Here is a 22,078-nt window from a genome sequence, read left to right as displayed (position 1 = left end):
AAAAACAAGCAGACGAAACACGGCAACACGACACCGCGCGCAACTAGCGAATCAACGAACGGACCAGCACCAGCAAACCGATACAACGCTGCAAAAGACGGACAAAATCGGCACAACACAATAAACAGCGCAGCAAACAGGGACGCGACACACAAGCTAACGAACATCGCATCGCGCATCGTCTGCGCGCCCCAGGCGCGCGGATTGCTCCACCAGCATCGCGTGCATGCAGTACCTCGCAAACGGCTTGACTCCCAGCCTGGAAGGCGAAGGAGGAACCCATGCAAGTGACTGTCAACGGCATCGATACGCACTATGTCTTCGACGACAGGAGCGGTGGGCCCGCGCTGGCGTTCATTCATCAACTGGGCGGCGACCTTGGCGTGTGGGACACGCTCGCCGGACATTTCCGCCATCGTCACAGCGTGCTGCGCTATGACGTGCGTGGGCATGGCGCAAGTGCGGTCGCAAGCGAGCCCTTCGGCTTCGTGGATCTCGCCGCCGACCTCGATGCGCTTTTCGACGCAACGGGTGTCGAGCATGCCCATCTCGTTGGCATGTCGATGGGCGGCATGATCGCGCAGCAGTTCGCGCTCGATTACCCCGAACGCGTAACGACGCTCACGCTTTGCGACACGGCGAGCCATACGCCGGCACAAGCGCGCGAAACGTGGAACGAGCGCGCCGCCACCGTGCGCAGCGACGGTCTTGGCGCGCTCGTCGACGCGACGATGGCGCGCTGGTTCACCGCCGACTTCCGGCACACGCATGCGCCGACTGTCGAGCGAATTTGTGACGTTTTATTACGGACCCCTGCAGAAGGCTATGCGATGGCCTGCGAGGCGCTACGCGATTTCGACGTGGAAAAGAGGCTCGCGCAACTGCGCGTGCCGACGCTCGCCGTGGCAGGCCGCCATGACAGCGGCACGCCGATGGCCATGACGCAGGCGCTGGCAAGAGCGATAGAAGGGTCGCATTTCGTGGTGCTCGATGCCGCGCATCTGGCCCCGGTAGAGGAGTCTCACCGTTTCACCGCGTTGCTCGAAACGTTTCTCAAGCAGTTGGTCTAAGCAGTTCGAAGTAATAGTTCGAAGCAAATGCATCATGGCAGTGGCAGCAGACGCAGTTGAGAAGTGAAGTATAAAAAGGGAGAGCAGTCCACATAAGAGGTGATGCGGGACCCACCCCTTGAATTCCAGAACGAACGCTCCAAGTATTGACCGAGAAGGTCAGGGAGCACAGGAAAAAGGAGTGTCGCCATGCAAATGATCTACAACAGTCCCAACTATTGCGTCGTCGAGTTCCCACCGCAGGACGGCCACAGCGCCATGCGCGCAGGCGGCTACGAGATCGTCGACAAAAACGCACGCCGCGAGATCTTCATCGACGGCGTGATGGCGGCACGTTTTCGCGAAGACGTGCAAAAACTGATGGACGCAGACCAGTCGCTCGACGAAGTCGACGAATTCCTCGGACAGTTCGACAGCCTCATGCAGCAACCCGTTGTGCTTCACTGACGCTAGCGCACCCCGCGGCACTCAACGCGCAGCGTCCTTCACACGAAACCCCGCCCGGCTTGCCTGGCGGGGTTTTCTTTTGGCCGCTTCGTTTGCCCTTGCGCGCACGCCGCCACGGTTGCTCGCGCGCGACGCCGCGGGCAGCGGCCCATTGCCGCAGCGGCTACAATATGAGGTTTCCCAGTTCAACCGGCACCACGCCCGCCCGCGATCCATGAACCAGCCCGCAGCCCTTGCCTCGCGCCCCGCCGGGGACGCCAAATACACGCGCGGCGCAGCGCTTCCCGCGCTGCTCGCCTCGCGTATCGTGATCCTCGACGGCGCAATGGGCACGATGATCCAGCGCTACAAGCTCGACGAAGCGGCATACCGCGGCGAGCGCTTCAAGGACTACCCGCGCGACATCAAGGGCAACAACGAGCTGCTCTCACTTACGCAACCGCAGATCATCAGCGAGATTCACGAGCAGTATCTCGCGGCGGGCGCGGACATCATCGAGACCAACACGTTCGGCGCGACCACGGTGGCTCAGGACGACTACGGCATGGGCGAGCTGGCCGTCGAGATGAACATCGAGTCGGCGAAACTCGCGCGCGCCGCATGCGAGAAGTATTCGACGCCGGACAAGCCGCGCTTCGCCGCAGGCGCAATCGGGCCGACGCCGAAAACGGCGAGCATCTCGCCCGACGTGAACGATCCGGGCGCGCGCAACGTCACGTTCGAAGAGCTTCGCCGCGCGTACTACGAACAGGCGAAGGCGCTCATGGATGGCGGCTGCGACCTCTTTCTCGTCGAGACGATCTTCGACACGCTCAACGCCAAGGCCGCGCTCTTCGCGCTCGACCAGCTCTTCGAAGACACGGGCGAGAATCTGCCGATCATGATCTCGGGCACCGTCACCGACGCCTCGGGCCGTATTCTCTCGGGCCAGACCGTCGAGGCGTTCTGGAACTCGCTGCGCCACGCGAAGCCGCTCACGTTCGGCCTGAACTGCGCGCTGGGCGCGGCGCTCATGCGTCCGTACATCGCCGAGCTTGCGAAGCTGTGCGACACGTACGTCTCGTGCTATCCGAACGCGGGCCTGCCCAATCCGATGAGCGACACGGGCTTCGACGAAACGCCCGCCGACACCTCGACGCTGCTCAAGGAGTTCGCAAGCGCCGGTCTCGTGAACGTGGCGGGTGGCTGCTGCGGCACGACGCCCGAGCACATCGCGGCCATCGCCCGGGCGCTCGCTGAAATCAAGCCGCGCCGCTGGCCCGGCCAGTACCGCGACGCCGCCTGAGAACACGTTCGACCGCTGCTTCCGAGTCCCGCTCCAAACAACATACGATCCGGTCCCACGCCATGACTGACCATACCCTGCGCCTTTCCGGCCTCGAACCCTTCAACGTGACCGAAGGCACGCTGTTCATCAACGTGGGCGAGCGCACCAACGTGACCGGCTCGAAGGCCTTCGCGCGGATGATCCTCAACGGCCAGTTCGACGAGGCGCTCGCGGTTGCGCGCCAGCAGGTCGAAAACGGCGCGCAGGTCATCGACGTCAACATGGACGAAGCCATGCTCGACTCGAAGGCGGCGATGGTGCGCTTCATGAACCTCATCGCCTCCGAGCCCGACATCGCGCGCGTGCCGATCATGATCGACTCGTCGAAGTGGGACGTGATCGAGGCGGGCCTGCAGTGCGTGCAGGGCAAGGCCATCGTCAACTCGATCTCGCTCAAGGAAGGCAAGGAGCAGTTCGTGCATCACGCGAAGCTGATTCGCCGCTACGGCGCGGCGAGCGTGGTGATGGCGTTCGACGAGCAGGGCCAGGCCGACACGTTCGCGCGCAAGACCGAGATCTGCAAGCGCTCCTACGACATCCTCGTGAACGAAGCGGGCTTCGCACCCGAGGACATCATCTTCGACCCGAACATCTTCGCGGTGGCAACGGGCATCGAAGAGCACAACAACTACGCGGTGGACTTCATCGAAGCCACGCGCTGGATCAAGCAGAACCTGCCCTACGCGAAGGTGAGCGGCGGCGTGTCGAACGTGTCGTTCTCGTTCCGCGGCAACGACCCGGTGCGCGAGGCCATCCACACGGTGTTCCTCTATCACGCCATCCAGGCGGGCATGGACATGGGCATCGTCAACGCGGGCCAGCTCGGCGTGTACGCCGACCTCGACGCCGAGTTGCGCGAACGCGTGGAAGACGTGGTGCTCAACCGCCGCGACGACGCGACCGACCGTCTGCTCGAAATCGCCGACAAGTTCAAGGCCGGCGCCGCGAAGAAGGAAGAGAACCTCGAGTGGCGCAACCAGCCCGTCGAGAAGCGTCTCGCGCACGCGCTCGTGCACGGCATCACGAACTTCATCGTCGAGGACACCGAAGAAGCGCGCGAGAAGATCATGGGCGCCGGCGGCCGGCCGATCAATGTGATCGAAGGCCCGCTGATGGACGGCATGAACGTCGTCGGCGACCTGTTCGGTCAGGGCAAGATGTTCCTGCCGCAGGTGGTGAAGTCGGCGCGCGTGATGAAGCAGGCCGTGGCGCACCTGATTCCGTTCATCGAGGAAGAAAAGCGCAAGCTCGCCGAAGCGGGCGGCGACGTGCGGGCGAAGGGCAAGATCGTCATCGCGACCGTGAAGGGCGACGTGCACGACATCGGCAAGAACATCGTGTCGGTGGTGCTCCAGTGCAATAACTTCGAAGTGGTCAACATGGGCGTGATGGTCCCGTGCAACGAGATTCTCGCGAAGGCGAAGGTCGAAGGCGCGGATATCGTCGGCCTCTCGGGGCTCATTACGCCCTCGCTCGAGGAAATGGCCTACGTCGCGAGCGAAATGCAACGCGACGACTATTTCCGCGTGAAGAAGATTCCGCTGCTGATCGGCGGCGCGACCACCTCGCGCGTGCATACCGCGGTGAAGATCGCGCCGCACTACGAAGGCCCGGTCGTGTACGTGCCGGACGCGTCGCGCTCGGTTTCCGTGGCGTCGAGCCTGCTTTCGGACGAAGGCGCGACGAAGTACATCGACGAACTGAAGACCGACTACGAGCGCATTCGCGAGCAGCACGCCAACAAGAAGGCGCAGCCGCTCGTGACGCTCGAAGAGGCGCGCGCGAACAAGACGAAGATCGACTGGGCGAACTTCCAGCCCGTGAAGCCGAAGTTCATCGGCCGCCGCGTGTTCAAGAACTTCGACCTGAACGAACTGGCGAACTATATCGACTGGGGTCCGTTCTTCCAGACGTGGGATCTCGCAGGTCCCTATCCGCAGATCCTCAACGACGAGATCGTGGGCGAGTCGGCGCGCCGCGTGTTTTCCGACGCGAAGTCGATGCTTGCGCGCCTGATCCAGGGCCGCTGGCTGCAGGCCAACGGCGTGATCGCGCTGCTGCCCGCCAACACGGTCAACGACGATGACATCGAAATCTATACCGACGAATCGCGCAGCGAAGTCGCGCTCACGTGGCGCAATCTGCGCCAGCAGTCGGTGCGCCCCGTGGTGGACGGCGTGATGCGCCCGAACCGGTCGCTTGCCGATTTCATCGCGCCGAAGGACTCGGGCGTGGCCGACTACATCGGCATGTTCGCGGTCACGGCGGGCATTGGCGTGGACGTGAAGGAAGCGCAGTTCGAGAAGGACCACGACGACTACAGCGCGATCATGCTCAAGGCGCTCGCCGACCGCTTCGCGGAAGCGTACGCCGAAGCGATGCACGCGCGCGTGCGCCGCGACCTGTGGGGCTATGCGGCCAGCGAAACGCTCGACAACGACGCGCTGATCGCCGAGAAGTACGCGGGCATTCGCCCGGCTCCCGGCTACCCGGCCTGCCCGGACCACCTCGTGAAGCGCGACATGTTCGACTTCCTGCAGGCGGGCGAAGTCGGCATGAGCGTGACGGAATCGCTCGCCATGCTGCCGGCTGCGAGCGTTTCGGGCTTCTACCTCGCGCACCCGGACAGCACGTACTTCTCGGTGGGCAAGATCGGCCAGGACCAGCTCGCCGACTACGCGCGCCGCATGTCGCTCTCCGACGAGGACGCCCGCCGCGCGCTCGCGCCGCAGCTTTAAGCTTCAATTCACAGACGGTACTGCGCGCCGCCCTTGTGCGGCGCGCTTCTTCCTGCTGCGCCCCTCCGCTTCACTACCCCCGTTGTCACCGCCCGACATACGCCATCCGGCAAGGTGAAAATTACGCGCGCGCAATTTTTCGGCTTTGTAAGATGGCCCGGCAAGACCCTCGTATGACCCGGCAGCACCTGCATGACGCCCGGCCACACGCGGCAACGCCGCGCCGGCTCGATCATCAGCAAATCCTTAAAACGCAAAATCGAAGCAACCTCGACGGAGAAATCGTATGAAGAAGCTGATGTTGATGTTGACCGCCTTCGGCGTGGCGGCGCTTGCGCAGCCGTCGTTCGCCCAGCCGGCCGCGCCGGAGCAGGCGAGCCCGGTAACGTCGTATTCGGCGCCCACCGAAAAGCACGTGAAGAAGCCGAAGAAAAAGAAGGTGAAGAAGTCGGAGGCCTCCGCTGCCGAGCCGGCGGCCGCCAGCGAGTAACGTGCGCCTAAGGTGAACAAAAGCAAAGAGCCCGCAACATTGCGGGCTCTTTGCTTTTGGAGCATCGGATCAGGCGGGGGTGCCCAGGCGGGCACCACAAGCTAGCCAGCGCGCGTATTGGACGCAGCGCGACCACGCGCTTCCACGCTCAGGGACATCGAACAGGAAGCTCAAATGCCCCACAGAACGTCGTTGTCTTCCTTCTTCGCGGCGCGCAGCATGTCGAGGAAAGGAAAGGCGCGTTGCGCGAGGCCGACCGGCAGTTCGTGATGGGCGTGGTCGTCCTCGCCTTCGTGAAAGTGGCCTTCCTGCTCGTGGCGCTCTTTCTTGTCCGTGGCGATAGCCGCTTCGAGCTTGCTGATGGCGGTGTCGAGTTCGTCGTGGGTAATCACCCCGCGCGGACCGAGCCGCTTGCCAATGATGCCGAGAAGGTACTGTGCGAGGTTCTCCAGCATCGTGACGTCAGGCGCCGCGTGACATTTGAAAGTAACCAGCATGTCTGTTCCCTTTATGATTTTTTCGGATCTGCGCGTGACGTTCAGCCCTGCGAAGCCTGATGGGCCAAGGCGGCCCGTGTCGCGCTACCTCATTTCACATATTAGCACCTGCTAAAATCCGTCAGGACGGAATTACCCGCAGGGCGCGGCACCCGGACGTTCTGGCGTCGAAGACGCCGCCACGCCGCCTGCCGCAACGAGGCCGCCCGCGCATTGGCGCACGGTAGGCGGCCTGCCGCAAGGCTGACGCGCCCTCACCCGTATTCGGCGGTCCACGCCGGCAGCCAGAGGCCACATGCCTGAAGCGCCGGCCCCGCATCCCATTACCCGCACAGGACTTGCAACCAGCATGCTGCCCGCACAGAAACACACCCTGGAGACCCTGCTCGCGCAAGCCGTAGCCCAGGTGGCGAAGGCCACCGAAGGCGCGAGCGAAGCCGCATTCGTCGTGCCCGCGATCACGCTCGAGCGCCCGAAAGTCGCCGCGCACGGCGACGTCGCCTGCAACGTCGCGATGCAGCTCGCCAAGCCCATGCGCGCGAACCCGCGCCAGCTCGCCCAGCAGATCGTCGACGCCGTGCTCGCCCAGCCCGAGGCCGCAGGCCTCGTCGAGGCGGCCGAAGTGGCCGGCCCCGGCTTCATCAACCTGCGTCTCACCGCGAACGCGAAGCGCGCCGTGATCGGCGCCGTGTTCGAGCAGGGCGAGGCATTCGGCCGCTCGCAGCGCGAAGCCGGCCGGCACGTGCTCGTCGAGTTCGTCTCGGCCAATCCCACGGGCCCGCTGCACGTAGGCCACGGCCGTCAGGCCGCGCTTGGCGACGCCATCTCGAACGTGCTCGCCTCGCAGGGCTATGGCGTGCATCGCGAGTTCTACTACAACGACGCGGGCGTGCAGATCGGCAACCTCGCCGTCTCCACCCAGGCGCGCGCACGCGGTTTCAAGCCCGGCGACGCCGAGTGGCCCGAAGCCGCCTACAACGGCGAATACATCGCCGACATCGCGCGCGACTATCTCGCGGGCGAAACCGTCGCGGCCAAGGACGGCGAGCCCGTCACGGGCGAGAAGGATCCGGAGAACCTCGAAGCGATCCGCCGCTTCGCCGTGGCCTATCTGCGCCACGAGCAGGATCTCGATTTGCAGGCGTTCGGCGTGAAGTTCGATCGCTACTACCTCGAGTCGTCGCTGTACACGGAAGGCCGCGTCGAGAAGACCGTCGAGGCGCTGGTCGCGTCGGGCGAGACCTACGAGCAGGAAGGCGCGCTGTGGCTCAAGACCACGGACTACGGCGACGACAAGGACCGCGTGATGCGCAAGTCCGACGGCACCTACACCTACTTCCTGCCGGATGTGGCCTACCACGTCACGAAGTGGGAGCGCGGCTTCACGAAGGTCATCAATATCCAGGGCTCCGATCACCACGGCACGATTGCACGCGTGCGCGCGGGCCTGCAGGCGCTCGGCATCGGCATTCCGAAGGGATACCCCGACTACGTGCTGCACAAGATGGTGACGGTGATGCGCGACGGCCAGGAGGTGAAGATCTCCAAGCGCGCGGGCAGCTACGTGACGGTGCGCGACCTGATCGAATGGTCGGGCGGCGCGAACCCCGGCAGCGAAGTTTCGCCGGACCTGCTCGACGAGGCCACCATCCGCCGCGGCCGCGACGCGGTGCGGTTCTTCCTGATCTCGCGCAAGGCCGACACCGAATTCGTGTTCGACATCGACCTCGCGCTGAAGGAAAACGACGAAAACCCGGTGTATTACGTGCAGTACGCGCATGCGCGCATCTCGTCGATTCTCGGCGACTGGCAGGGCAAGTTCGGCGGCAATCTGGCCGCGCTGCCCAAGGTCGATCTCGCGCCGCTGTCGAGCGAGCGCGCGCTCGCGCTCATCGCGAAACTCGGCGAGTTCCCCGACATGCTCACGCATGCCGCCAGCGAACTCGCGCCGCACGCGGTGGCGTTCTACCTGCGCGAACTCGCCGCTGAGTTTCACTCGTTCTACAATGCCGAACGCGTTCTCGTCGACGACGCCGCCGAGCGCGACGCCCGCGTCGCCCTCCTCGCGGCCACGCGCCGGGTGCTCGCGAACGGCCTGGCCGTGATCGGCGTATCCGCGCCGGAGCGCATGTAACGAGACGCGCGAGACCCGCGCACAGAAACATGTTTGGGGCCGCCGCCTCGCGCGGACGGCCATTCCAGGATTCTCTTGTTTGCAGGTGATTCAGACGATGGCAAAACCGCGCCGCACTACAAAACAGCAGTCGAAGCAGTCCGGGGGAACCTTTCTCGGCATCGTGCTGGGCCTGATCGTCGGCCTTGCGATCGCGGTGGTGGTGGCGCTCTACATCACGCGCGCGCCCACGCCGTTCGTCTCGAAGGTCGCGCCGCCGGCCGCCTCCGACGTCAGCCAGAACAACGAGCAGGTCGACCCGAACCGCGCGCTGCAGGGCAAGTCGCCTGGCCAGCCGGTGCCGCAGGCCGCGCAAAGCACGCCGCCCAACACGGCGCCGGGCCAGACCACGAACCAGTCGCAGTCCTCGGGCATGCTCGAAGAGCCGCAAATCGTCGAAGTGCCGCCCTCGGGTGCGAACAACAACAGCGCCAATGGCGTGGCCGTCGCGCCGCAGCCGTCGACGGGTGAAACCGTCACGGGCGGCACGGCCATCGCGAAGAAGCCGCAGTCGGCCAGCAACTCGAACAGCGCGACCAACCCGGCGCAGATTCTCGCGGGCAACCAGCCGCAGAAGCCCGCCAACGCGGTGCCGACGCCCCCGGCCGCCAAGCCCGGCAGCGCCACGCCCGCACCGGGCGACGCCAACACCGGCTACTTCCTGCAAGTGGGCGCGTACAAGACTTCCGGCGACGCCGAGCAGCAGCGCGCACGCCTCGCGTTCCAGGGGTTCGAGTCGAAGGTGACGCAGCGCGACGCCGGCGGTGTGACGTACTATCGCGTGCGCATCGGTCCGTTCACGAAGTTCGACGACATGAACTCGACGCGTCAGCGCCTGTCCGATGCCGGTATCGATACCGCCGTCATCCGCTTCACGAAGCAGTAATCGCCGTTCCGCGCCGCGCAGCCCGCGGCGCGGCGTCCTCTACGAGCAGCACCCCGGCAGCACCCCGGCAACAACCCGGCAACAACCAGGCAAAACCCAGGCAAAACTCGCGCAGCACCCGCCCGCGCCTCGTTCGCGCGAACGGCGTCCTGCGGCAAACAACCGGCCGCCGCCGGTCCAAGAACAGTGGATTCCTACGCCATGAAACGACTTCTCGGTACGCTTTTTCTCTCGCTTTCGCTGATCGCCGGCGTCGCACACGCCTCCGCCGACGCCCCCGTGGCCGGCAAGGACTACACGGTCCTGAAAACGCCTCAGGCGCTCGACGTGCCCGCGGGCAAGATCGAGGTGATCGAGTTCTTCTGGTACGGCTGCCCGCACTGCAACGCGTTCGACCCGTTCCTCGAATCGTGGATCAAGAAGCAAGGACCGGACGTCGTGTTCAAGCGCGTGCCGGTGGCATTCCGTGACGATTTCATCCCGCATTCGAAGATGTACTACGCGCTCGACGCGCTCGGCCTCGCCCAGAAGCTCACGCCGGTCGTGTTCCACGAAATCCACGTGAACAAGAACTACCTGCTCACGCCGGAAGAGCAGGCGAAGTTCCTCGCCACGCAGGGCGTCGATTCGAAGAAGTACATGGAAGCGTACAACTCGTTCTCGACGCAGAGCGCGCTGCAGCGTGACAAGGCCCTGCTCGATTCGTACAAGATCGACGGCGTGCCGACCATCGCCATCCAGGGCAAGTACGAAACCGGTCCGGCCATGGTCCAGGGTCCGGAAGACAAGGCGCTGCCGGGCACGCTGCAGGTGATGGACTTCATCGTCTCGCAGGTCCGTTCGAAGAAGATGTAATGCACAGCGCCATGCAAGACGCGCCACTGAAGGTCTTCATCACCGGCGCGTCGAGCGGCATTGGCGCCGCGCTCGCCGCCGAATACGCGCGGCAGGGCGCCGTACTCGGGCTCGTCGCGCGCCGCGGCGAAGCCCTTGCCGGCTTCCGGCAGTCCCACCCCGATCACCCCATCTCCATCTATCCCGCCGACGTGCGCGACGCCGATGCGCTCGCCGCCGCCGCGCGCGACTTCATCGCACAGCACGGCATGCCCGACATCGTCATCGCCAACGCGGGCGTGAGCCGCGGCGTGCTGACGGGCGAAGGCGACCTCGCCACGTTCCGCGATGTGATGGACACCAACTACTTCGGCATGGTCGCCACCTTCGAGCCGTTCGCCTCCGCCATGGCGAAAGCGAAACGCGGCACGCTGGTGGGCATTGCGAGCGTGGCGGGCGTGCGCGGGCTGCCGGGCTCGGGCGCATACAGCGCCTCGAAGGCCGCAGCACTCGCTTATCTCGAAGCGCTGCGTGTGGAAATGCGTCCGTTCGGCGTGCCGGTGGTCACGATCGCGCCCGGCTATATCCGCACGCCCATGACGGCGAAGAACCCCTACCGCATGCCCTTCCTGATGGATGCGGACCAGTTCGCGGCAAAGGCCGCGCAAGCCATCGCGCGCGGCACCGCGTTCGCGGTGTTCCCCTGGCCGATGCGCGTGGCCGCCACGATGCTGCGCGCGCTGCCGCGCTGGGTCTACGACCGCGTGTTCGAAAAGGCGCCGCGCAAGCCGCGCACGGCGAGCCACTGAGGCTCGTCTCATGGCGCGGGCCGCCTCCTGGCCCGCGCGCCGGACACTCGCACGGCGAGCCCATGCCATATGGGTATGTGGATTAAATTGTTGTCTCGGCATTTTCCCTTCGATAAGCTTGCCTCGTCCGGGCGCCCTTCCTGGCCTTCCCGTCTCTCCCGAATCAAACCAAGCCGCAAACAAAACGGGGCGCCGCCCGCCACCGAAGAACCACGGAGATCCCATGCGCTTTACCTCGCCCACCGCGCGCGCGCTTGTACCAGGCGTACCTGGAGTATCTGGACTCGTGCTCGCAGCCGCGCTTGGCGCCGCCTGCGCGTTCGCGGCCACGCCCGCGCTCGCCAAGCCGCTGACGGTCTGCACCGAGTCGAGCCCTGATGGCTTCGACGTCGTGCAGTTCAACTCGCTCGTCACGACCAACGCTTCCGCCGACGTCATCTTCAATTCGCTCGTGGCCTACGACGAAGCGCAAAAGAAGGTCGTGCCCTCGCTCGCGGACAAGTGGGATGTGAGCGCCGACGGCCTGACCTACACGTTCCATCTGCGGCCCAACGTGGCGTTCCAGACGACCGAATGGTTCAAGCCCACGCGCGCGCTCGACGCCGACGACGTGGTCTTCACGTTCGAGCGCATGCTCGACGCGAACAATCCGTGGCACAAGGTGGCTGGCGCGAGCGGCTTCCCGCACGCGCAGTCGATGGGCCTCGTGAAGCTCGTGAAGTCGGTCACGAAGGTCGATGCGAACACGGTGAAGTTCGAGCTCAACGAGCCGAACGCCACGTTCCTCTCGATCCTCACGATGGGCTTCGCGTCGATCTATTCGTCCGAGTACGCCGACCAGTTGCTCAAGGCCGGCAAGCAGGTCGACCTCAACGCGAAGCCGGTGGGCACGGGCCCGTTCGTGCTCAAGAGCTACACGAAAGACGCTCTGATCCGCTACGACGTGAACCCGGCCTACTGGGGGCCGAAGCCGAAGGTAGACCGCCTGATCTACGCGATCACGCCCGACGCCGCCGTGCGCGCGCAGAAGGTGAAGGCCGGCGAATGCCAGATCGCGCTCTCGCCCAAGCCCCAGGACGTGAGCGCGGCGAAGCAGGACAGCGCGCTCAAGGTGGTGGAAACGCCCGCGTTCATGACGGCATTCGTTGCGCTCAACACGCAAAAGAAGCCGCTCGACAACCAGAAGGTGCGCCAGGCGCTGAACATGGCGTTCGACCGCACCACCTACCTGAAGACGGTGTTCGACAACACGGCCACGCCCGCAACGAACCCGTGGCCGCCCATCACCTGGGGATACGACAAGTCGATCCAGCCGTACCCGTATGACCCGGCGAAGGCGAAGCAACTGCTCGCCGACGCGGGCCTGGCGGGCGGCTTCTCGACGACGCTCTGGGTGCGCCCGAACGGCAGCGTGCTGAACCCGAACCCGCGCGCGGGCGCCGAGCTGCTGCAGGCCGATTTCGCGAAGATCGGCGTGAAGGCCGAGATCAAGGTGATCGAGTGGGGCGAGCTGATCAAGCAAGCGAAGCAGGGCCAGCACGACACGCTTTTCATGGGCTGGGCCGGCGACAACGGCGACCCCGACAACTATCTCTCGCCGCTCTTTAGCTGCAATGCGGTGCAGTCGGGCATCAACTTCGCGCGCTTTTGCGATCCGCAGCTCGACAAGCTGATCGCCGACGGCAAGGCCACCGCCGATCAGGCCAAGCGCGTGAAGCTCTACGAAACCGCCCAGCAGATCATCCACGACCAGGCGCTGTGGATTCCGCTTGGCTACCCGACCGCCGCCGCGATCACGCGTACGAACGTGAGCGGCTATCAGGTGAGCCCGTTCGGCCGCCAGAACTTCGCGAGCGTCGCGGTGCAGTAACGGCAGCATTCACTGCGAGTGCGAGCCGGGCGTTTCGCGCCCGGCTCGCCGATTACAGACCTGCCCTGACGATCACGAATTGAAACACCGCCGCCTGCGCGAAACATGCGAGAGCCCCGCCACAGGCGGGCGCGCGACCTTTCCTCCCATTACCGCCCGTAAAATTCGCGCGCAGTTTGTTGCAGTTTGGTAACTCAAGCGGGCGAGCCCCCGGCTACATTGAAGCCATCGAATCTTCAACCGAAGGGGCTCAAAATGAAAACCAAACTCTTTGCCGCACTGGGTGCTGGAGCACTCGTCCTGGCCGCCTCGCAAACTGCGATGGCCGGTGTGGTTGTCGGCCTGAATGTCGGCGTGCCCGCTCCGGTTTATGTTGCCCCCGCACCGGTGTATGTCGCGCCACAGCCGGTTTATGTCGCGCCGCGCCCGGTCTACGTCGCGCCGCCCGTGCGCGTGGGCTACGCGCCGCCGACTATCGTGGTCGGCTGGCACGGCGACCGCTACTGGGACGGCCATCGCTGGTACGGCCACCGCGAAGGGTACGGCCGTCGCGGCTGGTACTAAGCCGGTTTAGCGCCGCAACCGGCGCCACAAACGAAAACGCCTCGCAGATGATTTGCGAGGCGTTTTTTCGTGCGCGGGGGAAGAAAGTTACTTGCGGTCCGCCACGATCTGATCGAACGTGCCGCCATCGGCGAAATGCGTGGCCTGCGCGTTCTGCCAGCTGCCGAACACCTGCTCGACCGTGAATGTCTTGATCGGCTTGAACTCGCTTGCGTGCTTCGCGAGCACGGCGGCATCGCGCGGACGCAGATGGTGCTGCGCGATGATCTCCTGCGCGGCGGGCGAATACAGATAGTCGAGATATGCCTGCGCGGTCTTGCGCGTGCCGCGCTTGTCCACGACCTTGTCGACGATCGTCACCGGCGGCTCCGCCAGCAAGCTCACCGAGGGATAGACCGCTTCGAAGTCCTTCGCACCCACCCCCGTATCGATGAGCGCCACTTCGTTTTCGAAGGTCACGAGCACGTCGCCGATGCCGCGCTGCGTGAACGTCGTCGTCGCGCCCCGGCCGCCCGCGTCGAGCACCGGCACGTTCTTCAGCAGGGCGCGCTCGAAGTCGAGCGCCTGCGCGTCGCTTGCGCCTTGTTGCTTGCGGTAGCCCCACGCGGCCAGATACGCGTAGCGGCCATTGCCCGAGGTCTTCGGGTTGGCGATCACGACCTGCACGCCGGGCTTCGCGAGATCGTCCCAGTCCTTGATGTGTTTGGGATTGCCCTTGCGCACGAGGAACACCATCGTCGTCGTATAGGGCGCGCTCGCGTCGGGCAGACGCGTACGCCAGTTCGCGGGCACGAGATGGCCCTGCTGCGCGAGCAGGTCGATGTCGTTGGGCTGGTTCATCGTCACGACATCGGCTTGCAGACCTTGCAGCACCGAGAGCGCCTGCGCGCTCGAAGCGCCGTGCGACTGCTTGATCGACAGGGTCTCGCCGGTCTTCTTCTGATAGTCGGCGATGAAGCTCGCGTTGATGTCCTTGTACAGCTCGCGCGTCACGTCGTACGAGACGTTCAAGAGCGACGTTTCGGCATGCGCCGCCGCTGCGCTCAATGCGATGATGCCCGCGCCGAGCCAGCGCGCCGTGCGTCCCAAACCTGCCATGGTGATCCCCGTCTGTCGTTGAAAGGCGTTTCGGCCTGCTTGCGTGATTTTCGTAAGCAGGCCGAACGCTCGATTCTAGCGAGCCGGGACGCACGGCTTATACCGATGCGAGCTTTGCTATTCGGCTTTCGTGCTAAGCGTGCGAAGTGTGCTTAATGCGCTGTCACGCCATGATGTGCGCGCCGCCGTCGATGTACACGGTGTTGCCGCTCATGCGGCGCGCGTAGCGCGTGGCCAGATACGCGGTGGCATAACCCACGTCCATGATGTCGACGAGTTCGCCGAGTGGCGCGCGGTCCACGGCCTCCGCGAGCATGCGGTCGAAGTCGGGCAGGCCCGAGGCCGCGCGCGTCTTGAGCGGCCCCGGCGAGATGGCGTGCACGCGAATGCCGAGCGGCCCGAGTTCAAACGCGAGATAGCGGCACGACGCTTCGAGCGCCGCCTTCACCGGGCCCATGAGGTTGTAGTTGGGCACGACGCGGTTCGCGCCGTCGTAGCTCATGGCGAACAGTGTGCCGCCGTGCGGCATGAGCGGTGCGGCGCGCCTGGCCATACGGATGAACGAGTGGCACGACACGTCCATCGCATAGGCGAAGCCCTGCGCCGACGAATCGAGCAAACCGCCCTGCAGATCTTCCTTCGGCGCATAGGCGATGGAGTGCAGCACGATGTCGAGCGCGCCCCACGTGTCGCGCACGGCATCGAACACGGCATCCAGTTGCCCGTCCTCCTCGACGTTCAGCGGCAGCAGCAACTGCGCACCCAGTTCGTTGGCGAGCGGTTCGACGTAGGGCCTGGCCTTGTCGTTGAGATAGGTGATGGCGAGTTGCGCGCCAAGATCGGCAAATGCGCGGGCGCAGCCGTAAGCGATTGAATCCGCGTTCGCGATGCCGGTGACGAGCGCGCGCATGCCGGCAAGCGGCCGTTCGGGAGGGGTATGCATGGCTGACCTCGCAGTGGATGACGGCCAGTGACGGCCGCGGATGCAGTTGCCGATCTGGCGGCCGATGTGCCGGCATCAAAACGACGCGCCGCATCGGCGGGGATGCGGCGCGTCGAGGTGACACTGGAATGGACTGCTCTTTCCTCTTCCTTATTCACCCGCGCTGCGCGGCGCGCGGCGGCGCGTGGCCGTCGCGCCCGCGGCGCGCGTAGCGGTGGGCGTAGACGCCGCGCGCGAGCGGCGCGCCGCCGATTTGGCGGCAGCCGGCGCCTTCTTCGCTTCGGCCGGTTCCGCCGCCTTCACCTTCACGCCGGCGCGCGCCGCACGAATGTGTTTTGCCGGGGCCGCGCTTTCGCTCGCTGCGGCGGCCTTCGCGCGGGAGGCCCTCGCGGGACCCGCCGGGGCTTCAAGTTCATCAGCTTGTGCGGCGGCGGATGCCTTGACGCCCGGCTCCAGGCTAGTGTCGCCCGCCGCACCGCCGCCAGCGCCGGAAACGCCGCCGCCATCCGACGACGACCCGCCGCCATCGAGCGGCGGCAAGCCCGTCTTCTCGCTGCCCGGCTCGACGCCCAGCGCGCGCTGCACGTCGCGATAGCGCTCGCGCCGCTCGCCTTCGAGCGGCCCGGACACGGTCGCGATGCGGTACACGGCCGCGAGCAGCGCGCGGCGCAACTTCATGTCGGGCACGATCTCGGGCAAGGCCTCGATCGCCGCCTGCGGGTCGAGTTGCACGATCGCGCCCTGGCGGCGCGCCGCTTCCTTGAGCTCGGCAATGCTCGGCTGACGATCCCCGAGATACTCGCGCGCGAGTTCACGCATGCGCTGGAACGGCCGGTACTGCACGGTATGCATTTCGTCGACGATGTACGCGGCAATGCGCATGAACGCGTCGACGAGCGTGCCCTTCGTGAGGTGCGCGCGCGCCGCGCGCAGGCGGTACTGCGCAAGTTCCTTGCGCAGCGCCATGAGCGGCGGCGCAATCGGCTCGAGCGGCTGGTTCGGCGTCACGCCCACCCAGGCCTGCACCCACGGCGCGGTGTAGACGTTGTAGAAGGTGCTTTCGATCCAGGCGTCGCGCGCGTCGCGGTACGCATCCAACGACGCCTCGATGGTGGCCGAAGCCTGCTTTTCGAGCAGCGTAAACGGATTGTCGGGGGCGACCGGCTTGCGATGTTCCCGCACCGCTTGCGCGACGGCAGGCAGCACGCCCAGCGCGGGGTTCGCGTCGCTGATCACACTGCGCTCCACGCGCGAGGGGTGCGATTCGCGCAGCGCATGCGCGCTGTACGCATTGCTTGACGCGCGCACGAACGGTGAAACGACCAGGTCATAGAGACGCTGGTTGTTCTCCGCAAAACGGCGCACCACTTCGAAAGGCTGCTCGTCGTCGCGGCCGTCGTCGAGCGAGAGAATGTCTTCGATCGTGCGGCGCTCGAAGCGGATCTCGTAGCGCCCTTCGAGCGCTTCGAGCCGCCCGGCTTCCGGCGTCGAGTCGGTGATCTTCGCTTCGTAAAGGCCCGGTGGCAGCACGTCGATCAGGTCGAGCGCCGAGAATAGTTCGGTGTGCTCCTTATTGGCCACGCTCGCCGAAACGAAGATGCCGAGGTGCCCCACCTTGTCGTGCAGGCAGTACACGATCACCTGCTCGTTGGCGACGATCTCGTCGACGCTCGCATACAGGTCGGGAATCCAGTTCAGCGCCTGCTGCGGCGGCGTGATGTTGTCGCCCCAGGAGGCGAGCACGATGATCGGCGTGCGGATGTTGCGCAGGTCCACCGGCGAACGCGCGTTCTTCGCGAACACTTCGTTGCGCGTGAGGTGATTGCCCACGAACAGGTTTTGCACGATCCAGTCGATCTCGGCGCGGTTCAACTGGAAATGGCCGCCCCACCAGCGCTCGAATTCGAGGAAGCGCTCGCGCTCGGAATCGACCCTCGAATAGAGGTTGTAGAGCTTGCCCCAGTACGTGTTGGCCGGATTCAGGTACTCGAAGTTCTGCACGAGATACGCGCCGTCGAAGCGGCCGTCGCCGAGATCCGCCGCGAGCGACGACATCCACGAGCCGCCCAGCATGCCGCCCGAATAGCGCATGGGGTTCTTGCCGCGCACGCCGGCCCAGTACGACAGCGGCGAGCCGGCGAGCATGAGCGGGCCGACCAGCGCGGGCGCGGAAGCCGCGAGCAGCGCCGCGGCCCAGCCGCCCTGGCAGTTGCCGATGATGAACGGCAGACCGTCCGCGTCGGGATGCAGGTCGCGCACGCGTTGCACGAACACGCCCTCGGCCTGCGCGACCGACTGGATCGTTTGCGTTTCGCAGGGCACCGGGAAGAAGGTCACGAAGTAGCACGGGTGACCCTTGCGCAGCGCGATGCCGACTTCGCTGTCCATCTTGAACCCGGCAATGCCGGGGCCGTGGCCCGCACGCGGATCGATCACGACGAACGGGCGCATGCGCGGGTCGGTCGGCACGCCCTCTTCGGGCTTGATGCGCAGGAGAGCGTAGTTGCAGGGATCGTCGAGTTCGCGGCCGTCGACAACCACTTCGTAGTCGAACGCGAGCACGGGCGGCATGCCCGCCTGCTCGTGCACATACGTCTGGTTGCCGCGCTCGCGCAGCACGTCGAGGAACAGGACGCTGCGCTGCCAGGCGTCGTAGAGGTAGTCGTAGAGCGGTTGCGCGGGCATAGGCGTGGCCTGCGCCGACTCGATGGCCTGGGTGACAACCGAAGAGACAGCCGAAGCCGCTTCGGTCAGCGGCGTGCGGGGCGATGACGCCTCGTCGGACGCGCCCGCGAGGGGCCAGAAAGACGCGAAGGGCCAGAAAGACGCGCCCGATGCGAGTGCGGGCAAAAAGGAAAACGGCGACGAAAGCTGCGGCGAGGAGGGGGAAACTGCCACGAGACGAATCTCCTTTAAGGGAGCGCCTGCTCGCCTCGCGGCAAGCAAGCGCCAGGCCGGCGCGGGTTGTGGACGCGCGCCTTCACGACGGATGGCGCGCGAGGCCTGACCGTTGCCCGCGCCGCCCTCGCGCGGGCGGCATTGCGGACGACGGGGCCGGCAAAGATATTCACGGCGGACATGCACGGCCGCGCGCGCGTTCCTTGCGCCTCGCGGCCGCGACATGAAAAGAGCCAGATCATGTTGCACTGCGGCATCTAAAAAGTTAGGCGGCGACATGCCGAAAGTCAAGGCACACCGCGGCCCCAAGTGCCTGCTCCATGATCACCCCGCGCTGTGAACGAAGCGTGACAGGCGCGCCGGACAACGCTTCGCGTGGCGTGTCACGATGTCGCGGCACGCTGGCGCGCATCTGGCCGACTGCGTCACTCACGCTGGTCTACACTGTTACGGCTTTGCGCGCCGCAGCATGGTTCGAACGCAGTGGTTCAAACGCAGGTCCTCGTGGAGACCGCCATGACGTCATCGCCCGACAAGTATTCGGTTCTGCTCGCCCGTTGCGGCGGCCTCGCGCCCGTGCCCACCGCCGTGGCGCATCCGTGCGACGTGTCCTCGCTCACGGGCGCGCTCGACGCCGCCAACCTCGGCTTGATCGTGCCGATCCTGGTGGGCCCCGAAGCGAAGATCCGCGCGGTGGCCGAGGAAGCCGACCTGCGCCTCGACGGCATCACCATCATCGACGCGCCGCACAGCCACGCCGCCGCCGAACTCGCGGTGCGCGCCGTGCGCGAAGGCGAGGCCGAACTGCTCATGAAGGGCAGCCTGCACAGCGACGAGCTGCTGCACGAAGTCGCGCTCGGCGCGAACGGGCTGCGCACCGAGCGCCGCCTCTCGCACGTGTTCGCAATGGACGTGCCGTCGTACCACAAGCCGATCTTCATTACGGACGCGGCCGTCAACATCTTCCCGAAGCTCGCCGACAAGGCCGACATCGTGCGCAACGCGATCGATCTCGTGCAGGCGCTGGGCGTCGGCACGCCCAAGGTCGCCATTCTCGGCGCGGTCGAAACCGTGTCCGAAAAGATGCCCTCCACCATCGACGCCGCCGCGCTCTGCAAGATGGCCGACCGCGGCCAGATCACGGGCGGCCTGCTCGACGGGCCGCTTGCCTTCGACAACGCGATCAGCACCGAGGCCGCGCGCATCAAGGGCATCACCTCGCCCGTGGCCGGCGACCCCGACATCCTGCTCGTGCCCGACCTCGAAGCGGGCAACATGCTCGCCAAGCAACTCACCTTCCTTGCCGGTGCAGAAGCGGCCGGCATCGTCCTCGGCGCGCGCGTGCCGATCATCCTCACGAGCCGCGCCGACAGCGTGCGCTCGCGCATCGGCAGCTGCGCGATCGCCGTGCTGCTCGCACACGCACGGCGCGCGCGCAAAGCGACGGAGATCCTGTGAGCAGCGTCCAAGCCCAGCCGGCCGATCAAGGCCATGTCGTGCTCGTCGTGAATGCGGGTTCGTCGAGCATCAAGTGTTCGGTGTATCGCGTGATCGAAGACGACCATGTGGAAGGCGGTGCGCGCGCGCTGCATGGCGCGGGCGGGCAGATCGAGGGCATCGGCGTCGCGCCGCGCGTGGTCGCGCATATGGCCGACGGTCGCCTGATCGTCGACGAGAAGTTTCCGGTCGCCCAGGTCGCCGATCACGACGCCGCGTTTCGGCTTCTGCGCCTCGTGCTCGCCGTGGGCCTGCGCGACACGCCGCCCGCCGCGATCGGTCACCGCGTGGTGCACGGCGGTGCACGCTACGCCGACGCCGTGCTCATCAACGACGAAGTGATCCAGGAACTCGACGCGCTCACGCCGCTCGCCCCCCTGCATCAGCCGCACAATCTCGCCGCGATTCGCGCGGTGCGCCAGGCCGCGCCCGAACTGCCGCAGGTCGCATGCTTCGACACCGCGTTCCACGCCGGCAACGACATCATGGCGCAGCTTTTCGCACTGCCCTACAGCTATTACGGCGAGGGCGTGCGGCGCTACGGCTTTCATGGCCTCTCATACGAGTACATCGCCAAGCACATGCATCAGGTCGCGCCCGACATTGCGCGCGGGCGCGTGATCGTCGCGCACCTGGGCAACGGCGCGAGCCTGTGCGCGATGAAGGACGGCAAGAGCGTGGAGACGACCATGGGCCTCACCGCGCTCGACGGCCTGCCCATGGGCACGCGCTGCGGCGCGCTCGACGCGGGCGCCGTGCTCTGGATGATCGCGAAGGGCATGGATTACCACGCCATCGAGAAGGTGCTGTATCAGGAGTCGGGCCTCAAGGGCTTGTCGGGACTGAGCAGCGACATGCGTGAGCTGCTCGCGAGCGGCAGCGACCGGGCGAAGCTCGCGATCGACTTCTATACGTATCGCATCGCACAGGAGGTGGGCAAGCTCGCGGTGGTGCTGGGCGGCCTCGATGGCCTCGTGTTCACGGCGGGCATTGGCGAACACGCCGCGCCCATACGCGCGCAGGTGTGCGAACGGCTCGCGCCGATTTTCGGCACCGTGCTCGACGCGCAAGCCAACGAGGTGGGCAGCAGTCAGGGCAATGAACGGGTGAGCGCGCGCGAAAGCCGCGTGCCGGTATTCGCGATCCGCACCGACGAAGAAGGGATGATCGCACTCCACACGGCGCGGTTGTTGCGCTCAGCGCTCAAGCACTGAGCGCAAGGAACGCTGAACCGCAGTTTGCTGCGGCTCGGCTCAGGCGTACGCCGGACCGCTCTGGTCGAACGCCTCGTCGCGCAGCCGCCCTGGTGCTGCGCCGTGGATCAGCGTATCGACGAAATACTTGGCGCGCGGCCATGGGCCGAAGCCTGCCGCCGTGTTGATGTGTCCTGCATCGCCGAGGTTCACGAACGTGCTGCCCAACTGCTGCGCAAGCGCGCGGGCGCCTTCGAGCGGCATCCACGGATCGGTTTCGCTGCCGATGAGGATGGACGGCACGGGAAGCTGCCGCGCCTCGAATGCGCCGGCAAAGCGGAACTTCTCAGGACTCGCGGGCGCGACGAACAGCACGCCCGCAATGTCGGCGCCGTTTTCCCCCAGCACCCCCGTATGCAGCGCATGCGCCGTCACAAGGCAGCCGAAGCTGTGCGCGGCCAGCAGGAACGGCCCGCGCTCCCCGGCGAGCCGCCGCGCGAGCGCCGCACCCCAAACCGCGAGATCCGGCGCGTCCCAATCGTCCTGCTCCGCGCGCAGCGAGCGCGCGAACTGCCGTTCGAGCCAGCTCTGCCAGTGAGCGCCGTCGCTGCCGTGCAGGCCCGGCACGGTGACGAGGCGGGGCGGCCAACGCATTTGCGCGCACGAAAGCATGATTTTTTCCTCGCTGGAACACGGCGTGAAGGGATTGTGGCTTGCAAGCCGCGCGCGCCGAACCAATTTTTT

The 22,078-nt window shown here is 65.9% G+C and carries 18 protein-coding genes; 13 read left to right on the top strand and 5 right to left on the bottom strand.

Annotated elements, in window-relative coordinates:
* The first annotated feature begins 281 nt into the window (after nt 1-281).
* From pcaD to U5A65_RS16615, 5 genes are all read left to right on the top strand, one after another.
* A complete protein-coding gene (gene pcaD / locus U5A65_RS16635) occupies nt 282-1,070 on the top strand; it encodes a 3-oxoadipate enol-lactonase (protein WP_321907530.1) in 789 nt (262 codons plus the stop codon).
* A gap of 189 nt (nt 1,071-1,259) precedes the next feature.
* On the top strand, nt 1,260-1,517 hold the full coding sequence (locus U5A65_RS16630) for a DUF3567 domain-containing protein (protein ID WP_158756783.1): 258 nt from the start codon (nt 1,260-1,262) through the stop codon (nt 1,515-1,517).
* 214 nt (nt 1,518-1,731) lie between these two features.
* Complete coding sequence (locus U5A65_RS16625; protein WP_321907528.1) at nt 1,732-2,802, top strand: homocysteine S-methyltransferase family protein; 1,071 nt, start codon at nt 1,732-1,734, stop codon at nt 2,800-2,802.
* Nucleotides 2,772-5,582: a methionine synthase gene (metH, locus tag U5A65_RS16620; protein WP_321946875.1), complete on the top strand. Its 2,811-nt coding sequence runs from the start codon at nt 2,772-2,774 to the stop codon at nt 5,580-5,582. Before U5A65_RS16625 ends, metH begins: the two co-directional genes overlap by 31 nt.
* Nucleotides 5,583-5,868: 286 nt before the next feature.
* Nucleotides 5,869-6,072 carry an acid-shock protein gene (locus U5A65_RS16615; RefSeq protein WP_321907527.1) on the top strand — a complete coding sequence of 68 codons (204 nt, stop codon included), beginning with the start codon at nt 5,869-5,871 and terminating at the stop codon, nt 6,070-6,072.
* A 170-nt stretch (nt 6,073-6,242) separates the two neighbouring features.
* Here the strand turns inward: U5A65_RS16615 and U5A65_RS16610 are convergent, their stop codons facing one another.
* Entirely contained in the window at nt 6,243-6,569 is a 327-nt protein-coding gene (locus U5A65_RS16610; protein ID WP_321907526.1) for a DUF1840 domain-containing protein, read from the bottom strand.
* Nucleotides 6,570-6,918: 349 nt separating this feature from the next.
* On the opposite strand from U5A65_RS16610, the gene argS reads away from it, so the two are divergent.
* The 6 genes from argS (at nt 6,919) to U5A65_RS16580 (ending at nt 13,705) form a co-directional block, all read left to right on the top strand.
* Entirely contained in the window at nt 6,919-8,703 is a 1,785-nt protein-coding gene (argS, locus tag U5A65_RS16605; RefSeq protein ID WP_321934379.1) for an arginine--tRNA ligase, read from the top strand.
* Between the two features lie 79 nt (nt 8,704-8,782).
* On the top strand, nt 8,783-9,628 hold the full coding sequence (locus U5A65_RS16600; RefSeq protein WP_321907523.1) for an SPOR domain-containing protein: 846 nt from the start codon (nt 8,783-8,785) through the stop codon (nt 9,626-9,628).
* A 201-nt stretch (nt 9,629-9,829) separates the two neighbouring features.
* Nucleotides 9,830-10,483, top strand: coding sequence for a thiol:disulfide interchange protein DsbA/DsbL (locus U5A65_RS16595; RefSeq protein ID WP_321907522.1), 654 nt, complete (start codon nt 9,830-9,832; stop codon nt 10,481-10,483).
* A gap of 11 nt (nt 10,484-10,494) precedes the next feature.
* A complete protein-coding gene (locus U5A65_RS16590) occupies nt 10,495-11,271 on the top strand; it encodes an SDR family oxidoreductase (RefSeq protein ID WP_321907520.1) in 777 nt (258 codons plus the stop codon).
* Between the two features lie 223 nt (nt 11,272-11,494).
* Nucleotides 11,495-13,141, top strand: a complete 1,647-nt coding sequence (locus U5A65_RS16585; RefSeq protein WP_321934381.1) for an ABC transporter substrate-binding protein — start codon at nt 11,495-11,497, stop codon at nt 13,139-13,141.
* Between the two features lie 255 nt (nt 13,142-13,396).
* Nucleotides 13,397-13,705 (top strand): hypothetical protein, encoded by a 309-nt coding sequence (locus U5A65_RS16580; RefSeq protein ID WP_321946825.1) that lies wholly within the window; start codon nt 13,397-13,399, stop codon nt 13,703-13,705.
* Nucleotides 13,706-13,792: 87 nt separating this feature from the next.
* Here the strand turns inward: U5A65_RS16580 and U5A65_RS16575 are convergent, their stop codons facing one another.
* The 3 genes from U5A65_RS16575 to U5A65_RS16565 all read right to left on the bottom strand — a co-directional run bounded on the left by U5A65_RS16575 (nt 13,793) and on the right by U5A65_RS16565 (nt 18,644).
* Complete coding sequence (locus U5A65_RS16575) at nt 13,793-14,803, bottom strand: sulfate ABC transporter substrate-binding protein (protein ID WP_321907516.1); 1,011 nt, start codon at nt 14,801-14,803, stop codon at nt 13,793-13,795.
* A 163-nt stretch (nt 14,804-14,966) separates the two neighbouring features.
* Nucleotides 14,967-15,746, bottom strand: a complete 780-nt coding sequence (gene fabI, locus U5A65_RS16570; protein WP_321934383.1) for an enoyl-ACP reductase FabI — start codon at nt 15,744-15,746, stop codon at nt 14,967-14,969.
* A 150-nt stretch (nt 15,747-15,896) separates the two neighbouring features.
* Nucleotides 15,897-18,644 carry a DUF3141 domain-containing protein gene (locus tag U5A65_RS16565; protein ID WP_321946824.1) on the bottom strand — a complete coding sequence of 916 codons (2,748 nt, stop codon included), beginning with the start codon at nt 18,642-18,644 and terminating at the stop codon, nt 15,897-15,899.
* A gap of 516 nt (nt 18,645-19,160) precedes the next feature.
* Here U5A65_RS16565 and U5A65_RS16560 point away from each other — a divergent pair.
* Nucleotides 19,161-20,102, top strand: coding sequence for a bifunctional enoyl-CoA hydratase/phosphate acetyltransferase (locus tag U5A65_RS16560; protein WP_321946823.1), 942 nt, complete (start codon nt 19,161-19,163; stop codon nt 20,100-20,102).
* Entirely contained in the window at nt 20,099-21,355 is a 1,257-nt protein-coding gene (locus U5A65_RS16555; protein ID WP_321907509.1) for an acetate/propionate family kinase, read from the top strand. The genes U5A65_RS16560 and U5A65_RS16555 overlap by 4 nt, the downstream gene beginning before the upstream one ends.
* A gap of 39 nt (nt 21,356-21,394) precedes the next feature.
* On the opposite strand, the gene U5A65_RS16550 is transcribed toward U5A65_RS16555, so the two are convergent.
* The gene (locus U5A65_RS16550) at nt 21,395-22,006 is read right to left on the bottom strand and encodes an alpha/beta hydrolase (RefSeq protein WP_321907507.1); all 612 of its coding nucleotides are present in this window, start codon (nt 22,004-22,006) and stop codon (nt 21,395-21,397) included.
* Nucleotides 22,007-22,078 lie beyond the last annotated feature (72 nt).

Origin of the sequence: Paraburkholderia sp. J10-1 (assembly GCF_905220165.1) — a bacterium.
Lineage (GTDB): Bacteria > Pseudomonadota > Gammaproteobacteria > Burkholderiales > Burkholderiaceae > Paraburkholderia.
The sequence above is the reverse complement of the archived record's forward strand: the minus strand, read 5'-3'. Positions and strand labels throughout refer to the sequence as shown.

Bases quoted from the DNA above. Each gene is read 5' to 3' on its own strand.
- fabI (WP_321934383.1), bottom strand. From the start codon at position 15,746: ATGCATACCCCTCCCGAACGGCCGCTTGCCGGCATGCGCGCGCTCGTC.
- U5A65_RS16610 (WP_321907526.1), bottom strand. From the start codon at position 6,569: ATGCTGGTTACTTTCAAATGTCACGCGGCGCCTGACGTCACGATGCTG.
- U5A65_RS16575 (WP_321907516.1), bottom strand. From the start codon at position 14,803: ATGGCAGGTTTGGGACGCACGGCGCGCTGGCTCGGCGCGGGCATCATC.
- U5A65_RS16630 (WP_158756783.1), top strand. From the start codon at position 1,260: ATGCAAATGATCTACAACAGTCCCAACTATTGCGTCGTCGAGTTCCCA.
- pcaD (WP_321907530.1), top strand. From the start codon at position 282: ATGCAAGTGACTGTCAACGGCATCGATACGCACTATGTCTTCGACGAC.
- U5A65_RS16560 (WP_321946823.1), top strand. From the start codon at position 19,161: ATGACGTCATCGCCCGACAAGTATTCGGTTCTGCTCGCCCGTTGCGGC.
- U5A65_RS16615 (WP_321907527.1), top strand. From the start codon at position 5,869: ATGAAGAAGCTGATGTTGATGTTGACCGCCTTCGGCGTGGCGGCGCTT.
- U5A65_RS16590 (WP_321907520.1), top strand. From the start codon at position 10,495: ATGCAAGACGCGCCACTGAAGGTCTTCATCACCGGCGCGTCGAGCGGC.
- U5A65_RS16550 (WP_321907507.1), bottom strand. From the start codon at position 22,006: ATGCTTTCGTGCGCGCAAATGCGTTGGCCGCCCCGCCTCGTCACCGTG.
- U5A65_RS16595 (WP_321907522.1), top strand. From the start codon at position 9,830: ATGAAACGACTTCTCGGTACGCTTTTTCTCTCGCTTTCGCTGATCGCC.
- U5A65_RS16625 (WP_321907528.1), top strand. From the start codon at position 1,732: ATGAACCAGCCCGCAGCCCTTGCCTCGCGCCCCGCCGGGGACGCCAAA.
- U5A65_RS16585 (WP_321934381.1), top strand. From the start codon at position 11,495: ATGCGCTTTACCTCGCCCACCGCGCGCGCGCTTGTACCAGGCGTACCT.
- U5A65_RS16580 (WP_321946825.1), top strand. From the start codon at position 13,397: ATGAAAACCAAACTCTTTGCCGCACTGGGTGCTGGAGCACTCGTCCTG.
- argS (WP_321934379.1), top strand. From the start codon at position 6,919: ATGCTGCCCGCACAGAAACACACCCTGGAGACCCTGCTCGCGCAAGCC.